Below are 17,525 nucleotides of genomic sequence, written 5' to 3'. Positions count from 1 at the left end.
CGGCGGATGGCCCGATCATGGCAGTTTTGCGGGCGCCGGCAACCGGCTCACGGCCGCCTCATCCTCAGCTGCCGTAAATTGACCCCGGCGGGTCAAGCAAACTAGATTGACTCCCCCTATCGCCATGGAGGCCGGCCTTGCGCCAGATTCTGACCCCGAGCCTGCTGGCCCTTTTGCTTACGGCCTGTAACGCCCCGGAGACCAGCATGACCCAGACCCAATCCCCCGCAACCGAGGCCGCCGCAGAAGCCGACGTCGAGGCCGGTGGCCGCGGCCTTGCCAAGTTGAATCCCAACCCGCGCAAGGCCTACGAGGTCACGCTGACCCTGGACAAGGCGCCCGGCGCCTTCGGCCTGGTGCAGGGCGCGGCGCAGTACGACGTCAGCAACGAAGCCGAATGCGGCAAGATCCAGCCCGAAACCGGCACCGCCGGGCGCATCACCAGCCAGGAAGACTTCGCACTCAAGAAGATCTCCGACACCGAGTACCGCGGCACCGTCTATCTGGACCTGATGCAGGACGAGGACTATTACGGTCGCGGCGTCTGCCATTGGGAATTCAGCGGTGCCAGCGTGCTGCTGAAGGCCACCGGTGCAGAGGAAGAGACCCGCTTCCTGTCGTTTATCGAAGGCAAGACGGTGACTGCGCAGCAGCCACAGACGAAGTACTACTGGAAGGAAGGGTATCCGCGCTCGGAGTCCAAGAGCTTTCCGGACACCGGTGAGCTGAGCCCGGACAAATTCAAGCCGGAAATCCGCGACAATCTCTTCACCATCACATTGGCTGCCAAGGAAGTTGCGCCATGAGCATCCCATCGCCGCACTATGCGGGCTTGTCGGAAGATGTCTACAAGGATCGCGCCGTCGGCCGGCGCGCGCCAGGTCAGGAAGAAATCGTCGTGGTCGAGGGGCAGCGTTATGCGGTTCTCGACCACGTCAACAACAAGGCCACCGGCTATCAAGGCACCATCTACCGGCGTGAAGGCAGCGGCGACATCGTGGTCGCCCATCGCGGCACCGAGGGCGCGGTCAAGGACATTCTCACCGATGCGACCATGGTCACCTCGCGGACCAATCCGCAGGCAGCCGACGCGCTCGCGCTGACCAAAAACGCGATGGACATTGCCAAGGACGTCGGCAAGCGAACCGGGCACCAACCCGAAGTCACCGTCACCGGCCACTCCCTGGGCGGTGCGCTTGCGCAGGTCTCCGCGCACCACTACGACCTCAAGGGCGAAACCTTCAACGCCTACGGTGCAGCCAGCCTGAGTTACCGCATTCCCGAAGGCGGCAACAGCGTGATCAACCACGTGATGGCATCGGACCCGGTCAGCGCAGCCTCGCCGCATTTCGGGCAGGTGCGCATCTACGCCAAGCCGGATGAAATCGCTACGTTGAGCGGCGCCGGCTACAGCAACAGCAAGGCCAATTTCCTGATTCCCGACTACCCGCTGGTGGCGGCCGGCGGTTCGCTGGGCGCGCACAAGCTGGGCAACTTCCTGGGCGAGCATTCGGCGCTTACAGATCCCAACGCGCGTCCGCTTGCCGAAAAGAACGCGCGCATGATCGACGAATACCGCAGCGATGTGGACGGGCTGCGCACCGGCACCACCATCTTGACGCGCAGCGCGCGCGGCCTCGGCCAGGACGCCATCGACGCCATCCGCGGCCCGCTCGCTCCGGGCGAGCCTGCCAAGCGCGACGCACGCGAGCACGGCAACGAGCACACCTCGCTGCGTATCGACCAACCGGGGCATGTGGGCAATGCCCTGTTCCAGGACGCGCAGCGTGGCGTGCACGCACAGGACGCACGTGCAGGGCGCGCGCCCGACCAGCAAAGCGCCCAGTTGTCCGGCTCGCTCGCCTCGGAAATGCACGCCGCCGGCGGCCAGCGCATCGACGCGGTGATGATGAGCCCCGATGCCGCACGCACCTTCGCCGTGCAGGGCCGCGTGGACGACCCCGCGCAGCTGCGTGTCAGCGTGGAGACCATGACCGCGATGAACACCCCGCTGGAGCAGAGCAGCCAGCGCGTGGCCGACAACGCCGCACGCCAAGCGGTGGCGCTGGAGCAGCAGCAAACCCAGACCCAGCAACAACAGCAGGGCGCACGCGCGCTGGGCTGAGTGCGCTCATGCATGCATGGGCGTGGAGCGGCCGACAAAACGGCTGCGCAGCCGTCAGGTGGGCGCGGCCGTTGCCCGGAATCGGCATGGACCAATGGTTCACTGCAATGCCGGGCGCGCCATCCGCACCATCTGACGGCCGCTCGCTACGCGCTGGGAGCCGCGCTTGATGCGGTGACTGCGCCCGACCCGCAGTGCTGACGCGGCGGCGCTTCGATCTGCCAACTGCCGCCATCGCGTGGTGCACAGAAAAAACGCCGGCTTGCCCGGCGTTTTTCGTTTCGGTCGCTGCCGAGCCATGGACGCGAGCGTGTCGAGTGCGCCGAGCGGGCAGGGTAGCTGGAAGCCGGGCGGTCTTCACCCGTCGGGCTGCTGCTGCTGTCGAGCTGGAATCGCACTTTGCCGCGCAGCGCCGGTGACGGTGATCGAGCCAGGGGTGTCCTTACAGAATCAGCTGTCAGCCACAGCCACAGCCACAGCCACAGCCGCAGCCGCAGCCGCAGCCGCAGCCGCAGTCACGCAGCCGCAGTCACAGCACGGCCGCTGCGCGCGGTGAGCGGTGAGCGGCGTACGTACGGCGAGGGTGTGCGCTTCCAGCAACGCGCCCCGGTGCCGGGAAGTCGGCAGCACGTCGCCGCATCGCATCGAGCCCAGGTCTGCTTGTGCTGCCCTAACAGTCGACCACGCCTGTCACCTCAGCGACCGATCGCCAGTAACAGACCCGCTGCGCACTATCGCGCCGGTTTTCTGTTGCACCCGCACAACAATGCGCTGGCGAAAATATCGCCAGTTCGCTGGCGCAAGGTGTTTGCCGCCGCGAGATATGCCGCAACCACGCAGCAGCTATAGCGAGCGCGACCGCATTACGCCGCCGTGCTGCAATCGCCACCGTTTCGCGGCGTGTCTGGCCGCTGCGGGCAGCGCCGTATCGCCACAGGCATGCGGCGAATTCAGGGGGATCAGGCAGGGCGCCATGCGGCGCGACATCCATCGATCAAGGGAGAGGGTTCATGCACGTTTTTCGCAAGGGGTACCACCGTTTGCTGCTGGTGCTGTTGCTGGGTGGCATTAGCGCCGGCGCCGGCGCGCAGGGCATCGCCAAGGGCGCCGATGTCAGCTGGCTCAACCAGCAGGCCGCGGCCAACCCGCCGCAGGTGTTTCGCGATGCGGCCGGCAACACCACCGACTTCATCAAGCTGTTCAAGAATGTGGGCGGCAACGCCATCCGTCTGCGCGTGTGGGTCAACCCGTCCGGCGGCTGGAACGATGGCCGCGACACCCTGGACAAGGCCAAGCGCGCCGCCGCGCAGGGCATGCGCATCATGATCGACTTCCACTACAGCGACAGCTGGGCCGACCCCGGCAAGCAGACCAAGCCGGCCGCCTGGGCGGGCCACTCCGTCGCCCAGCTCAATACCGATGTCTACAGCCACACCCAGGGCATCCTCAAATACCTCAAGGACAACGGCATTACCGTCAGCTGGGTGCAGGTGGGCAACGAGATCAACAGCGGCATGCTGTGGAACGAGGGCAAGACGCCCAACTTCGCCACGCTGGGCCAGTTCATCAACAGCGGCTATAACGCCACCAAGGCGGTGTATCCCAACGCCAAGGTCATCGTGCACCTGGCCAACGGCTACGACAACGCCAACTTCCGCTGGTTCTTCGACAACCTGCGCTCGGCCGGCGGCAAGTGGGATGTCATCGGCATGTCGCATTACCCGCCGGTCGGCAGCTGGCAGGACTACAACAACCGCCTGGACACCAACATGCGCGACATGATCTCCCGCTACGGCAGCGACGTGATCGTGGCCGAGGTCGGCATGGACTGGCAGCAGGCCGCCACCACCCGCGCCATGCTCACCAACCTGCTCAGCCGCAGCAGCGCCATCGGATCGCGCGTGCTCGGCATCTTCTACTGGGAGCCCAACGCCTACCCCGGCTGGCAGGGCTACACCATGGGCGCGGTCAACAACAACGGCCAGCTGACCGAAGCGCTACAAGCCTTCTGACCACCACCCCCACCGCCGTAGGAGCGCACCCGGGCGCGACGGGCTTTACCGGTAACGCCCCTCGCGCCCTGGTGCGCTCCTACGGGGTATGCGTGTCGGTCCATTCCGGCCAATGGCCCTTATCCTTTGGTCGTATACCGGCAGCGCCCGCTGCACCAGATCGTCGTCCCAAGCGGCATCGGTGCACCACCCACGCACAACACCGTCCCATTCCATACGCACCCGTAGCGAGGAATGGCAACAGGTGCGTGCGGTACACTTGGGGGTTCACGAATTCACGATGTCGACACACCCGCGGGGTGTGTCCCCCCGGGAGCGCTAATGAACTGGTTGAACGAAGTGCTGCACAACGATCCGAACCCGCTTGAGACGCAGGAGTGGCTCGAATCGATCAAGGCCGTCATCGACGTCGAAGGCCCGGAGCGCGCCCATCAGCTGCTGGAAGGCATGGTCGAACAGACCCGCCGCGCCGGCGCTTACCTGCCGTTCTCGCCCACCACCGAGTACGTCAACACCATCGCACCGGCCAACGAGGCCAAGAACCCCGGCGACTCCGCGCTGGAGTGGAAGATCCGCTCGATCATCCGCTGGAACGCCATGGCCACCGTCGTGCGGGCCAACCGCAAGCCGGGCGACCTGGGCGGCCACATCGCCTCGTTCGCCTCCAGCGCCACGCTGTACGACGTGGGCTTCAACCACTTCTGGCGCGCGCCCAGCGACCAGCACCCGGGCGACCTGCTGTTCATCCAGGGCCACAGCGCCCCGGGCGTCTACGCCCGCGCATTCCTGGAAGGCCGCATCAGCGAAGCCCAGCTGGACAACTTCCGCATGGAAGTGGACGGCCAGGGCATCTCCTCCTACCCGCACCCGTGGCTGATGCCCGAGTTCTGGCAGACCCCCACCGTGTCGATGGGCCTGGGCCCGCTGGCCGCCATCTACCAGGCGCAGTTCATGCGCTACCTGGAAAACCGCGGCCTGATCGAGAAGTCCGACCGCAAGGTGTGGTGCTTCATCGGCGACGGCGAGAGCGACGAGCCGGAAACCCTCGGCGCCATCGCGCTGGCCGGACGCGAAGGCCTGGACAACCTGATCTTCGTGGTCAACTGCAACCTGCAGCGCCTGGACGGCCCGGTGCGCGGCAACGGCAAGATCATCCAGGAACTGGAAGGCGTGTTCCGTGGTGGCGGCTGGAACGTCATCAAGCTGCTGTGGGGCGGTTACTGGGATGCCCTGCTGGCCAAGGACACCGACGGTGTGCTGCGCAAGCTGATGATGGAAACCGTCGACGGCGAATACCAGAACTGCAAGGCCTTCGGCGGCGCCTACACGCGCGCCAACTTCTTCGGCAAGTACCCGGAGACCGCGGCCATGGTCGCCGGCCTGTCCGACGACGACATCTGGCGCCTGAACCGTGGCGGCCACGACCCGCACAAGGTGTACGCCGCCTACCACCAGGCCGTGAACACCAAGGGCATGCCCACCGTGATCCTGGCCAAGACGGTCAAGGGCTACGGCATGGGCTCGGCCGGTGAGGCGCTCAACCCCACCCACCAGACCAAGAAGCTGGACGACGCGGCGGTCAAGCACTTCCGCGACCGCTTCAACATCCCGGTGACCGACGCCCAGCTGGAAGACGGCCAGGTGCCGTTCTACCACCCCGGCGAAGATTCCCCGGAAGTGCAGTACCTGAAAGAACGCCGCAACGTCCTGGGCGGCTTCCTGCCGTCGCGCCGTCCCAAGGCCAGCAAGTCGTTCGTGGCGCCCACGCTCGACAAGTTCGAGCGCCTGCTCAAGGACAGCGGCGAGCGCAGCTATTCCACCACCATGTCCTTCGTGCAGAGCCTCAACATCGCCCTGCGCGACAAGGAACTGGGCCCGCGCATCGTGCCGATCGTGGCCGATGAGGCGCGCACCTTCGGTATGGAAGGCATGTTCCGCCAGATCGGCATCTATGCCCCGTTCGGCCAGAAGTACAAGCCGGTCGATGCCGACCAGCTGATGTACTACCGCGAAGACCAGACCGGCCAGGTGTTGCAGCAGGGCATCAGCGAGCCGGGCGCCATCGCCTCGTGGATGGCCGCCGGCACCAGCTACTCGGTGTCCGACGTGCCGATGCTGCCGTTCTACATCTACTACTCCATGTTCGGCTTCCAGCGCGTGGGCGACATCGCCTGGCAGGCAGCGGACATGCGCACGCGTGGCTTCCTGCTCGGCGGCACCGCCGGCCGCACCACGCTCAATGGCGAAGGTCTGCAGCACGAAGACGGCTTCAGCCAGGTCATCGCCGGCTCCATCCCGAACGTGCGTAGCTACGACCCGACCTTCGGTTTCGAAGTCACTGTCATCATGCAGCACGGCATGAAGGCGATGATGGAAGACCAGATCGACGAGTACTACTACATCACCCTGATGAACGAGAACTACGCCCACCCCGGCATGCCGGACGGCGCAGCCGAGGGCATCATCAAGGGCATGTACCTGCTTAAGGACGCCGGCAAGCCCAAGAAGGGCGAGCTGCGCGTGCAGCTGCTGGGCAGCGGCACCATCCTGCGCGAGGCCATTGCCGCGGCCGAGCTGCTGGACAAGGACTTCGGCGTCACCGCCGACATCTGGTCCTGCCCCAGCCTCAACGAAGTGCGCCGCGACGGCTACGCCGTGGAACGCTGGAACCGCCTGCACCCGGAGGCCGAACAGCGCAAGCCCTATGTCACCCAGCTGCTGGAAGGACGCCAGGGCCCGGCCATCGCTGCCACCGACTACGTGCGCGCCTTCGCCGACCAGATCCGCGCCTTCGTCCCGATGACCTACACCGTGCTCGGCACGGATGGGTTCGGTCGTTCGGATACGCGTGCCAACCTGCGCCGGTTCTTCGAAGTGGACCGCTACTACATCGCGCATGCGGCGATTGCCGCGCTGGCGAAGGATGGCAAGATGACGGGCAAGGACGTGGCCCGGGCGATCAAGCAGTACAAGATTGATCCTGAGAAGGCGAATCCGGTTGGGGTTTGAGGTTGTTAACTCACCGGGAAAATAAAAGGGCGGCCGAAAGGCCGCCTTTTTACTAAAAAATTTCGTTAATATTTTAGAGTCAATGTGTCGATTTTCGTTGGGCCCATAAAATCTAGAAATTTTCTTCCATTACTTTAGCTTTAGTGCAAATTGGATCCGATTCGCTAATCGCACTAAGTTGTTCAACTATTCGCTTCATTACCACTGCGCAAACACCATTTCCGCATACACGTACTTTTTCGCGGCGTGTGCCAATCATAAGGCGATGTTCCTCCGGAAGTGACATGGCCCTGGCTAGCTCTGAAGGCTGTAGCATTCTCATTTGCCAGCGATTACTTTGCTTCTTGACATACGCAAATCGGTCAATCGTGGTGATTGTTCGTAAAGGTGTGTCTAGTGATTGCCATGATTTGTCGCCACCTGAGCCATAATAAACTACCAAAAATTCGCTGTTTGGTCCTAATGTAGAAATGGCATCTTTTACCCGTTTTTTTGTGGCATCAGCCCGTCCCTCCACAAAAACAGGTTTCATCGTCCAAGTTCCGGGAGGGTCGAGTATGTCACGCACAGTTTTTCGCTGTACCCTATCGGGCGGAGAGATTTTTGGGGGCGTTTTTTCTAAGCCACCAACCAAAAATAGCCTGACTCTGCTTTGAGCAGCGCCATAATCGGCTGAGTTAATAAGATTCTCTGATATCTCATATCCAATATTTTTTAATTTTTGGAGGAGTTCGGAGTATCTGTGCCAGGATTTCATCTCCTTGACATTTTCTATGACGAACCAGCTTGGTTTTAGTGACTGGATCCAGTCAACCGTATGCATTGCAGTTTCTTTGCTGGATTCATCTCTCGGCGCAGAGCCCTTAGCTACAGAGTGATTGGTGCATTCCGGAGAGGCAATCAATAAGTCGAGAGATCTAGCATCGCAATAGTCAAGTGGATTAACTCGCTCTATTCGATCATTGATTACGATAGCGTCTGGAAAATTGTCACGGTACGTGCGGCAGGCTATGTCCCATAGGTCTACCGCCACAAGCGGCCTCAGCCCTGCTTGCACCGCCCCACGAGCTCCGAGGCCCCCGCCACAAAAAAGATCGACAAATGTATTCATAGAAGGAATGATAGCTTAAGATCTAATGCTGGAAGCTACTGTTTGTAATAAAAAGCCATGTAGGGGAGAGGGAAGTGGCAAAGCTAAGACCGCGAGCAAGGATTGTACGCACGATTGGTGACCAGCTAATAAGTGGTCCGGAAGCGGCACTAATTGAGCTGGTTAAGAATGCATTTGATGCGGATTCGCCTTGGGTAAAGATTAAAATCATACCTCGCTCCGATAGCTCCCTTGAGACGACTGGGATTATTTATGTTGCGGATGCAGGGCATGGAATGTCTGCGGATGATCTCATAAGTAAATGGCTAGAGCCTGCTACAACAGATAAAGTGGAGCGTAAAAGTAGTCCGGGAAATCGTCGTCTTCTTGGAGCGAAAGGGGTCGGGAGATTTGCGACCGCGCGTCTTGGGCGTTTCCTTAGCTTAACTTGCGCTAAGAAATCTTCTGATGCTCTTGAAGTGAGTGAGATAAATATTGATTGGAATGAATTCGAAGAAAACAAGTACCTTGATGAAATAAATATTGACGTTCAGACACGGGTCGGACAAGCGGGTGGAACGCCTGGGGTATGGTTGAAAATTTCTGGCCTCAGAGATGATTGGACAAAAGCCCAGCTTGAGTTACTTGTCCGCGAGCTACGAAGGCTGGCATCTCCCGACGAAGCACGTCATCGCGGATTCAAAATATTTCTAGATATATCCGAATTTTCAAAAGACGGGCATGGATTCGACGGGCCTTCCCTCCTTGGCGGTTTGTTTAAGACTGAAGATGAGTTCGATGCTGACGATATCTCAGAGATCAAGCCATTCTCCATAGGTGATGTTTACCATTATCGCCTTGAGGGCAGCTTTGATAAGTCTGGTGCTTTTGATGGGGCTTTTATAAATCAGCGCGCCGATGGGCAAAAAAGAAATATTTCGATTCCAGCTTCTGCTCTTGCTGAGGATGAAAGAACATGCGGGCCTGTGTCGATAGCGCTGAATATATATGATCGCGAGGGCGATGCGATCGTAGATTTACTCAAAAAGCTTGGGCTTGGCTCTGTAGGGCGAATGGACGCGAGAAAAATACTTGATGAGAATATCGGTGTTGGAATTTATAGGAATGGCTTCAGAATTAGGCCTTACGGAGATGCGGACTCGGATTGGCTAGAGCTCGAGAGAAAACGTGTTCAGAATCCCTCCCAGAAGCTAGGACTTAACCAACTTTGGGGTGTTATTAGCATCTGTGATGAGCAAATTTCAGGCCTCGTTGAAAGAAGTAGCCGTGAAGGGTTGGAGCATAATGGGTCTTTCCTTCGGCTTCGTAATTTGATAGCTGATGTCATGACTCGTGTGGAAGCATTTAGAGTTGAGTTTAGGGAGATGGTCGGGATCAGCCGGCGGCCTGATGGAGATACCGGCGGAATACGGACTCAAGCAACCCTCCAAGCGACTACTAAAGCGATCGCTTCACTCCCACCCCAGTACAGAGATCGTATCCAAAGAGCTCTTAAGCAAGAAAGTGCAGCACTTCGAAATTCACTTGAGGAGCTAGAGGCTTATCAGCATAAACTTGCTGCTCAATCAAGTCTCGGGCTAGTGGTCTCGCAGATGCTACATGATGGTCGTCGTTTTCTGGGGGACATAAATACACGTTCTAAATTACTTGCTGATGGAGCGCCGCGGCTGCTCGAAGAAAGTGCTTTCGGTATTACTTTCCGCGACTCATTTGGCAAAAATGCACGACTAATAAATGATTCTGCGGGTCATTTAACCAAGCTGTTCAAGGCCCTAGACCCGTTGGCGAGTCGCAAGAGAGGTAGGCCAAAGTCACTTAATCCAATGGATGTAGTCGATAGGTGTCTTGGCTTTTTCTCAGATTCGATGCTAGAGCATAAAATTGAAGTGAAAAAAGATCCGCGAAACGATCTGTTAGAAGCGACGGTCTATGAAGCTGACCTGATGGCAGCTATATTAAATATATTGGATAATGCGGTGCATTGGCTTAGTGTGAGCCCCGTTTCCCCTAGGCAAATAAAAATTCAAATTGGCTCCTCAAAAAAATTTATTAGAGTGGCTGTCTCAAACAATGGCCCGCCTATAGATTCAAACTTGGCGTTGAATTTGTTTAAGCCTGGATTTACCTTGAAGTCGGAGGGGTCTGGGCTGGGCCTTGCTATAGCTCGGGAGGCTATGTCCGCAAGCAAAGGCAAGGTTGAATACGATATGGATGCGGATTTAACAACTTTTGTTGTGCAAATTCAAAAAAGTTAAAATTGGGGGTATGAAGATGCCAGTTCTGCAAGTATTATTGGTTGAAGACCAAGACTCAAATATTGATTCTTGGATGGATAGGGCTGAATTTTATAACGCTGATGCGGATAAGCGTGGATTTAGTGTGGCTACATTGACCGCAAAATCTGTATTTGAAGCGAAGTCATGCTTGGCAAATAATAAAATTGATGCAGTTGTTGTTGATTTGAGGCTTCAGCCAAATGCACAAGATCAGCCTAATGATCATGGTAACTCTTTAGTGAGGTACGCCTATCAAACACATCCAGTTGCTATTGCCATTTATACAGGTCAGGGGCAGGAGGCAGAAACTGAACAATATCCGCAGGTGGAGGTATTTGATCGCGGTGACGGGGTAGATCAAGTATTTGAATGGCTAGACCGTCAACGACCTATGCTCATGAAGTTGCAATCGACTCGGGAAGCGATTGAGCGAGAAACCGCGCGCGTTTTTTTTAAGGCTATTTGGCCTCGCTGGACCCACTGGGCGGCGAATGATCCAGACATATTTTCACCAATGCTGGCTAGGCATGTAGTAGCTCATATTCATGATGCTCTTCTCGACGCCGATGGCGGATGTGCACATCCGGAAGAGACTTATTTTCTTCCTCCGATAAAAGATCGGCTGGATACCGGTGACCTGATTAAAAAGGCAGACGGGCTTTGGATTGTAGTGACCCCGCGCTGCGATCTTGCAAGCCCTAACAAAGTTACTTCTGTATTAGTTGCAAAGTGTCTCGATATCTCAGATCGTTGGAGAGCTGCAAAGCCAAAAGAGAAAAATAAAGTTGCTCAACATGATGGGTCTGCTAAATTGCATTTTCTGCCACAGTTGTTAGATGCCGCCGGACTTCCTCTAGGTCCATGGTTCGCTCAATTCAATGAGCTTAAAGCAATTCCAATTGCTGAAGTGCCAACTGAGCTTTCAAACCATAGGTGGGCTTCCCTCACTCCTCAATTTGTGCCCTCTTTAGTAGAGCGTTTTGGAGCATACTTCGGAAGAATTGGAACGCCAAATTTCTCTTCAGAATAGTGCCGTTAACAGAATTGGTTAGAGCGTAGGTATCTCTATTGGATTGAAATTTGGGGGGGCTGATTCCATCGAATGTCTTTTAGACACTCTTTTCCCTGCAGGAAATTAATGAGCTCGAGTAGTGCTTGAGGTGCTACTCTTCTTAGAGCACATTCCCAAATTATAGCGACTCGCCAGCCAAGATTTTGTAGGTCGCTTACTGCGACAACGTCGCGCTCTATGTTGGAAAGAATTTTCTTTGTCCAGAACTCAGTTCTAGTACCGGGAATTTTAAAATAGGGGCAGTTCTCGTGGGCATGCCAGAAGCAACCGTTCACAAATATGGCGGTGTTATATCTGGCAAGGACAATGTCTGGGCAACCGGGAAGATTCCTTCGATTTAGTCGATAGCGGTAACCGCGTTGATGGAGGAATTTCCTGACTAATATTTCTGGCTTGGTGTTCCTGCCTTTGATGCCGGACATCATTTTTGAGCGCTGAGCAGGTGTGACGATGTCGGTCATGTGAAGAATCCTTTATTGGTCGCTATGGCGGCTTGTTAGCCATAAATTTATAGCTTTCTCGGCATCCTGTCGGCTTGTAAATTTCTCAGTGTCATAAATGTAATACGCGTAACCGGCTTGTGGGTGATTGAGGTAGCCAGGTAGCAGGCTGCCTTCGAAGCCTTCTTGCTCAAGTGCGTCTTGAATGGCTGAGAAATGAACATTGATAGTTTCGCGATAAGGAGCGAAACTATGCTCATCCGTAACAAAGCCCGTTTCAGCTAATTCTCTAAGTGTTGCCGCGAGAAAATCGGCGGTTAGTACGGTATCAATAGGCTGATGGGCCACAATGTTTTCCAGTAATTAAAAATTGCTTTACGGCATTTGGTAGGAATTAATTTTCGTGATGCCCGCACGGACGGTATGTTTTTACGATGATGCGATTTTAATCTATTAAATAAGTAATTTATAGCGCTGCTCTTATTTTGGATCACAGGTCGACGCGATGTGCTTTCGGAGACTCTTCGCTCAATCATACTGTACAGAGGTTGACATTGCCGCGAATTCGCTGCAGCCTTCGGATTAAGGAGCGTCGAAACTCCGTACATAGCGGCACCCACCTCCGTCAAACCGGTGGGTTTTTTGTGCCTGCATCCTGTGCAGGTACAAGCCGACGCAATGCCTGCGTCGGGAGGGCGGCTAATACAACACCCGCAAGGGGAATATGCCCGCCGACTATGTACGGTTTCGAACCTCCCGACATCCCGTCGCCGTTGGCGGCGGTTCTTGGGTTGTTCCAGGAGGGCATTGCCATGTCTACCGCACCATCCATGCCGGCATCTGTACCGGTTGATCTGTTGCCAGCTTCCGCTCACCGCCTGCGTTGGGATGTGGGCGAGGTGCTGCGCCGGCGCGTCGCACGCGCAGCTGTTGAGCAGGCGAGCGCCCATTCCGCGCATCCGCCGGGTTGCCAGCTCGCTGTGTTACCGCACACCTCGCGCCACACGTTCGCACGCAGAGCCGTGGTGTTGCAGCAGTGCGTTGTCGCATCCACCAACCACCAGCCGGAGGCGCCATGACACGCCGCCGCCCACCTACGGCATCTGCCAGCGCACGGCCCATCCGCACGCATACGCGCCCCACGCCGCCCAAGCGGGTGCAGTGGGTTGTTGTGGAACCCGACCGCACCAAGCTGCCACCGATGCTGCCGCCCGACCCGGACGCCTCCCCGCAAGGCCCCGGCACGCTACGCGCACCCCGCCGCGCCCGCCGCCCGCGCCAATGCACCGTCAGCTACACCCATTACCCCGGCGCCCACGACCACGCCGGCGACCAGCACGTGCCCCACGTCCGCCTCAGCGGCCTATGGCTGGAGCAACTGGGCTTTGCCATCGGGACCAAGCTGCGCATCACCGCCAGCGAAGGGCAGCTGCTGATGGAGGTGTTGCCGCCGGTGGAGGTGCCTGCAAAGCAGCTTAGGGCGCGTCGGTGAGCGCCGCCCGCCGCATTGAGCTGAATCCGTCGGCCGCTAGCCGATCTTGCGAACGCAGAACCACGTGAAGTACTTGCTGCCGCCGCCTGATTTGAGGTCATTGACGTGTTAAATTTCAGCGACACTCTTAGCGCAGGATCAGAGAGATGGCTCCTCACCTTGGGAAATCCCATGGCCGGCAAGTTAACCAAGGACGTAATGCCTTCCCTCAGGTAACGTTGTTACCAATTGCACTGCTGGCACTATGCACCTTTCATGCGGGATGTGCCCCCAGCACTCCACGCGATCAATCGGCCGTAGCGGCTGCAAAGCCCTCCGTTGAAACCAGGAGCAAAGACGTGACGGAACGCCTCAAGCAAGATGTAGATCGTTTGATCGCAACTGACTTCCAAGACAGCGCTGCCATCAGTGCTCAACTTCACACTCAACTCGGACCACCCCAGTTGGACGGGGAAAGAGAGTTGCGTGTCAGCGAGAGTGGTGTACTGGCAGGTGAGAAATTGCAGCGCGTTGAATTCAGTAATGCAACAGATGATCCATCGCGTGGAAAGTTGTTGATCGATTTTTCTCCGCCTGGTCCAACCTTTGTGCATGCCCCCTGGGCAGATGCTATGCCCTATCCACCACGTCCGGATGCACCCGATTCGAGAGCATATTGGGTGATGACGGTTGACCGTACAAAAGTCACGTTTGGTCTGACTGAAGACCAGGCGCACCTAAGTTATATCTCGATCAATAAAATGTGACTAAAGGCTTAGTTGCTCAAGCAAAGGAAATGCGATGGAAGGCAATGAAGAATCAAAAATTCCGCAACCTAAGCAGGTGGGTGCATCATCTGCCGGCGCACCGCCCACCTCTCCGCTGAAAGACCCCGCACTTACTCCATTTCTTGCTCAGTCACCTACGCTACAAGCAGGCTTATCTCAGCTCAAGCGTGATGGCATAGGCGTTGTGTGGGGTAATGCAGGCGGGGGCACTTACATAGTGCCTGACAAGGAGATCGTGATTGACCAGAATGCGATCGGCAAGGGCGGGCGACTCGCCGCATCGCTCTCGCATGAGATTGGTCATCATCGGTTCGCCGAGCCTCCTGATTATTCGTCCAAACAAGCTTATGTGAGTAACATGCTCCGCGGCGAAGCTGCAGCAACGCTCAGTAACGCACTGGTTCGGCGTGAGATTTTGAATAATCAAGGGCCAGATATTGGTATCGCTGGTAGCGGAAATAGGCCGCAGCAGTACGAAGCAATTGCCGATCAACAAATGGCAGGCCGCATCACTCGCAATGCGGCGTTGAATCAGATCGCCCAGATATTCAAGACGGAACAACCTTCGGTTGGGCCAAGTAAGACATACGAGCAATATTATGGCGATTACTACGACAAACACATTGTCCCCTGGAAGGTTAAACAAGGGCGGCCGGAGCCCGGAGCCGTTAGTGATATCGCTTCTTCTGATGTGAAGCAGGGTGGACTTGGCCCTGAATCACCCTTGACACTACCGAAGACCCCGTTGTTGCCCTCACAGCCAGGCCATGCGGACCACACGCTGTACCAGCAGATCAAAAGTGGTGTGTTGCAGCTCGACGCCCAGCACGGCAAAGAGTGGGACGGGGCAAGCCAGCGTATGACCGCCAGCCTGCTTGCGTTGGCCAAAGAGGAAGGGTTGTCGCGGGTGGATCATGTAGTGCTCAACAACCCAACAGGTCAGCTGGCCGGCGGCGAGAAGGTCTTTGTCGTCCAGGGCGCCCTCAACGACCCGGCACACCAGCGCACACACATGCCGACGGTGGACGCCGTGCAGGCACCAGAGACCCAGTCGTTCGATCGCGTGCAGGCAATCAACCAGACTCAGGCCCAGGCACGTGAACAGCAGCAGGCGCTGGAGCAGTCGCAGCAAGCCGTTACCCAGACAGGACCATCAATAGCGCGCTGAGATATTCCATGTCGTCGGTACCGGCTGTCACTGAGTGCGACGAAGGCTGAGAGGTGCCTGTGAAAAATTCGCTGATCTACGTCGTGTTCTGTTTTCTCGTTACAACGGGTTGCACCTGGAGATTCGCTCAATATGGGATGGATAAGCCCTCCGGCCCCTCACTCTGTGCAGAGGTTCTGGATTGGGAGAGCACAAGCACACCTCAGGCGCTGCGAATGACGCCGCAGATCGTCGAGGACGAGAACGGCCGGTCTTATCATTTTGATCTCGGTGGACGAAAGGGGCTGCGCTATCTGGATGCGAGTTGTGGAATCGGTGTTTATGCTGAATGCAGCTTTGACGCAACTTATTCGAATGGGCATGTCCTTCGATTTTCTGAGCTGTCGACATTTAGCCTCTGGAAAAGTCGAGAGGAGTTCTATCTCGTCTATCATGTCGTTGCCCCTGAGGGGGAGTTGGAGAAGGGATTGCGAAGAGTCGTCAAGGTGGATGATCCGCCCTCAGAGATCTGCAATCAGATCGGTGACTACTCAAATTTAATGTAGTTGCCCGATCAGGATGTCAACGACTTGCTTAGTTGCCTGGGTCCGGAATTTATCAGGAGGGCAAATCGCTACTCCTGCCAAGATGCGCGTGCATTGCGCTTCTGGTTAAACATCGCTCTACCGCAGGAAGGGGCCGCGCCGTATGTCATTCGTTATCTTCCGTTCTTACGTTTCGGCATCGGTCGCAGTGGTCGTTGCCGCCTTGGCAGGATGTGCCATGACCGAGCCACCGATCTCAAAGAAACAGTTTTCCGAACATGTTGTGACGCTGCTGGCCGGCAAGGACTCGGCGGTGGTCGAAGCCGGCAAGCTGACCGATTTCCCTTGGAAGACGCTGTGCTTCGAGCGCGATGACAGTCTGTTGCTGAAGTTCGATCGCGACGGAGAGACATCCGTGCTGCCGTTGCCCTATGAAGAGTTCTTCGTGGATGAGGCACATGTGAGCAATTCCCTTGAGGACAGCTGTGTCACGCCATCCGATCGCATCCTGATCAAGAAGAAGTCTCCGGGCTATCAAGGGCCTGTCGAGTTTCAGCGGGTAGCGCGCGCAGTTGGGTTGAGCCGCGGTCGAATCTGGGGGTCTGTGCAAGCCAGGTATGCGGTTGCGCAGGAGTATTTGGGCATCGGGACAAGCTGAGCCGCGCACCACGTGTGGCTGGTCGAATTTGATAGTGAATGCTCTAGTTCTTTTGCCTGGCCAGCGCTTTCCTGCATAACGCAAGATTGGTTCGTGCTGCGCGTACGATTGCCAGATAGCGGTCCGCAAGGACCGGTGGCCAGTTCTCCATCACTGCGTCGTCGTCTGTCGCTGCATCTTCGGCATAGGCATTCAACGTTTCCAGACACTGCGCATAAAGCGCGTTCTTGTACTGGGTGATCGCCAGATCATTGCGGATCTCTCCCTCTTCTTCCCAGTCCAGTGTCGGCCCGCATTGCGCCAGGACCGGGGACAGGGTGGTCAATGCCGTCCTGTAGTCCTTGCGGTCGTAGTGCTGCTGAAATGCCGCGCGCGTGCGGGCAAGGGCGTTGCGGCTGCAACCATCCTTGGCCCGCAGGTAAGGTGCTTCGAAACCGCCGTTGTAGCCGCACAAGGATTTGCACTCGACCGGCGTGGTGGTGGTCACGTTGACACCTTCGGCGGTGTTCGCGAATTGCACTTGGCAATCCGTGAGGCCGGTCTCGCTTGTGGCAATGCCTTGTCTTCCATCAATCACGCCTTCCAGGAAGCACATGGCTTGGCCAGTGGTGCTTTCCAAAGAGAATCGTAGCGATTGCTTGTGCCTAGTCAGTAGTAGATGCCCCCATCCCTTTTCGGTGATGTATTCGCCGGGCACCAGGGCGACGCTTGCTGCGGGGTCGTCCAAGGTTGGTGCGAATTCGGGCGCGCCGGCAGGCGGCTGCGCGAGGCATGGCGTGGTGGCAAGTGCCATAGATGCCAGACAGGCCAGCGTCAGAAGGGGGATTTTTGTTTTCCTGTCCATGCGTCTGCTGTGGTGTCCCGGAGGTGA

15 protein-coding genes and 1 other RNA gene are annotated in these 17,525 nt (G+C 57.3%); 12 read left to right on the top strand and 4 right to left on the bottom strand.

Going from position 1 to position 17,525, the window contains the following annotated elements:
- Positions 1–206 precede the first annotated feature (206 nt).
- The 5 genes from DYQ94_RS08835 (at position 207) to aceE (ending at position 7,146) form a co-directional block, all read left to right on the top strand.
- Positions 207–806 (top strand): hypothetical protein, encoded by a 600-nt coding sequence (locus tag DYQ94_RS08835; RefSeq protein ID WP_047126145.1) that lies wholly within the window; start codon positions 207–209, stop codon positions 804–806.
- Positions 803–2,125: an XVIPCD domain-containing protein gene (locus DYQ94_RS08830; RefSeq protein WP_102250910.1), complete on the top strand. Its 1,323-nt coding sequence runs from the start codon at positions 803–805 to the stop codon at positions 2,123–2,125. Before DYQ94_RS08835 ends, DYQ94_RS08830 begins: the two co-directional genes overlap by 4 nt.
- An 86-nt stretch (positions 2,126–2,211) precedes the next feature.
- Positions 2,212–2,287: non-coding RNA, sX9 sRNA (locus DYQ94_RS08825), on the top strand.
- Between the two features lie 848 nt (positions 2,288–3,135).
- Positions 3,136–4,137: an arabinogalactan endo-1,4-beta-galactosidase gene (locus DYQ94_RS08820; RefSeq protein WP_126965227.1), complete on the top strand. Its 1,002-nt coding sequence runs from the start codon at positions 3,136–3,138 to the stop codon at positions 4,135–4,137.
- 321 nt (positions 4,138–4,458) lie between these two features.
- Positions 4,459–7,146, top strand: a complete 2,688-nt coding sequence (gene aceE, locus DYQ94_RS08815) for a pyruvate dehydrogenase (acetyl-transferring), homodimeric type (protein WP_024937855.1) — start codon at positions 4,459–4,461, stop codon at positions 7,144–7,146.
- Positions 7,147–7,258: 112 nt separating this feature from the next.
- Here aceE and DYQ94_RS08810 read toward each other — a convergent pair whose 3' ends face one another.
- Positions 7,259–8,257 (bottom strand): DNA cytosine methyltransferase, encoded by a 999-nt coding sequence (locus DYQ94_RS08810; RefSeq protein ID WP_160954858.1) that lies wholly within the window; start codon positions 8,255–8,257, stop codon positions 7,259–7,261.
- 74 nt (positions 8,258–8,331) lie between these two features.
- Here DYQ94_RS08810 and DYQ94_RS08805 point away from each other — a divergent pair, with 74 nt between their 5' ends.
- Positions 8,332–10,512 carry a sensor histidine kinase gene (locus tag DYQ94_RS08805; protein WP_160954857.1) on the top strand — a complete coding sequence of 727 codons (2,181 nt, stop codon included), beginning with the start codon at positions 8,332–8,334 and terminating at the stop codon, positions 10,510–10,512.
- 10 nt (positions 10,513–10,522) lie between these two features.
- The gene (locus DYQ94_RS08800; RefSeq protein WP_160954856.1) at positions 10,523–11,563 is read left to right on the top strand and encodes a response regulator; all 1,041 of its coding nucleotides are present in this window, start codon (positions 10,523–10,525) and stop codon (positions 11,561–11,563) included.
- Positions 11,564–11,598: 35 nt separating this feature from the next.
- Here the strand turns inward: DYQ94_RS08800 and DYQ94_RS08795 are convergent, their stop codons facing one another.
- Positions 11,599–12,066, bottom strand: a complete 468-nt coding sequence (locus DYQ94_RS08795; protein ID WP_160954855.1) for a very short patch repair endonuclease — start codon at positions 12,064–12,066, stop codon at positions 11,599–11,601.
- A 12-nt stretch (positions 12,067–12,078) separates the two neighbouring features.
- On the bottom strand, positions 12,079–12,393 hold the full coding sequence (locus DYQ94_RS08790; RefSeq protein ID WP_160954854.1) for a hypothetical protein: 315 nt from the start codon (positions 12,391–12,393) through the stop codon (positions 12,079–12,081).
- 727 nt (positions 12,394–13,120) lie between these two features.
- Between DYQ94_RS08790 and DYQ94_RS08785 the strand changes: the two genes are divergently transcribed.
- From DYQ94_RS08785 to DYQ94_RS08765, 5 genes are all read left to right on the top strand, one after another.
- Positions 13,121–13,537, top strand: a complete 417-nt coding sequence (locus tag DYQ94_RS08785) for a SymE family type I addiction module toxin (protein WP_184428946.1) — start codon at positions 13,121–13,123, stop codon at positions 13,535–13,537.
- A 338-nt stretch (positions 13,538–13,875) separates the two neighbouring features.
- The gene (locus DYQ94_RS08780) at positions 13,876–14,283 is read left to right on the top strand and encodes a hypothetical protein (protein ID WP_049818005.1); all 408 of its coding nucleotides are present in this window, start codon (positions 13,876–13,878) and stop codon (positions 14,281–14,283) included.
- Between the two features lie 34 nt (positions 14,284–14,317).
- Positions 14,318–15,472 (top strand): XVIPCD domain-containing protein, encoded by a 1,155-nt coding sequence (locus DYQ94_RS08775; protein WP_237475033.1) that lies wholly within the window; start codon positions 14,318–14,320, stop codon positions 15,470–15,472.
- A gap of 59 nt (positions 15,473–15,531) precedes the next feature.
- Positions 15,532–16,017, top strand: a complete 486-nt coding sequence (locus tag DYQ94_RS08770) for a hypothetical protein (RefSeq protein WP_241235221.1) — start codon at positions 15,532–15,534, stop codon at positions 16,015–16,017.
- Positions 16,018–16,234: 217 nt separating this feature from the next.
- Positions 16,235–16,654: a hypothetical protein gene (locus DYQ94_RS08765; protein ID WP_237475034.1), complete on the top strand. Its 420-nt coding sequence runs from the start codon at positions 16,235–16,237 to the stop codon at positions 16,652–16,654.
- Between the two features lie 43 nt (positions 16,655–16,697).
- Here the strand turns inward: DYQ94_RS08765 and DYQ94_RS08760 are convergent, their stop codons facing one another.
- Complete coding sequence (locus DYQ94_RS08760; protein ID WP_237475035.1) at positions 16,698–17,498, bottom strand: hypothetical protein; 801 nt, start codon at positions 17,496–17,498, stop codon at positions 16,698–16,700.
- Positions 17,499–17,525: the final 27 nt, after the last annotated feature.

This window comes from Xanthomonas sp. LMG 8993 (genome assembly GCF_009835065.2).
Lineage (GTDB): Bacteria > Pseudomonadota > Gammaproteobacteria > Xanthomonadales > Xanthomonadaceae > Xanthomonas > Xanthomonas arboricola.
The sequence above is the reverse complement of the archived record's forward strand: the minus strand, read 5'-3'. Positions and strand labels throughout refer to the sequence as shown.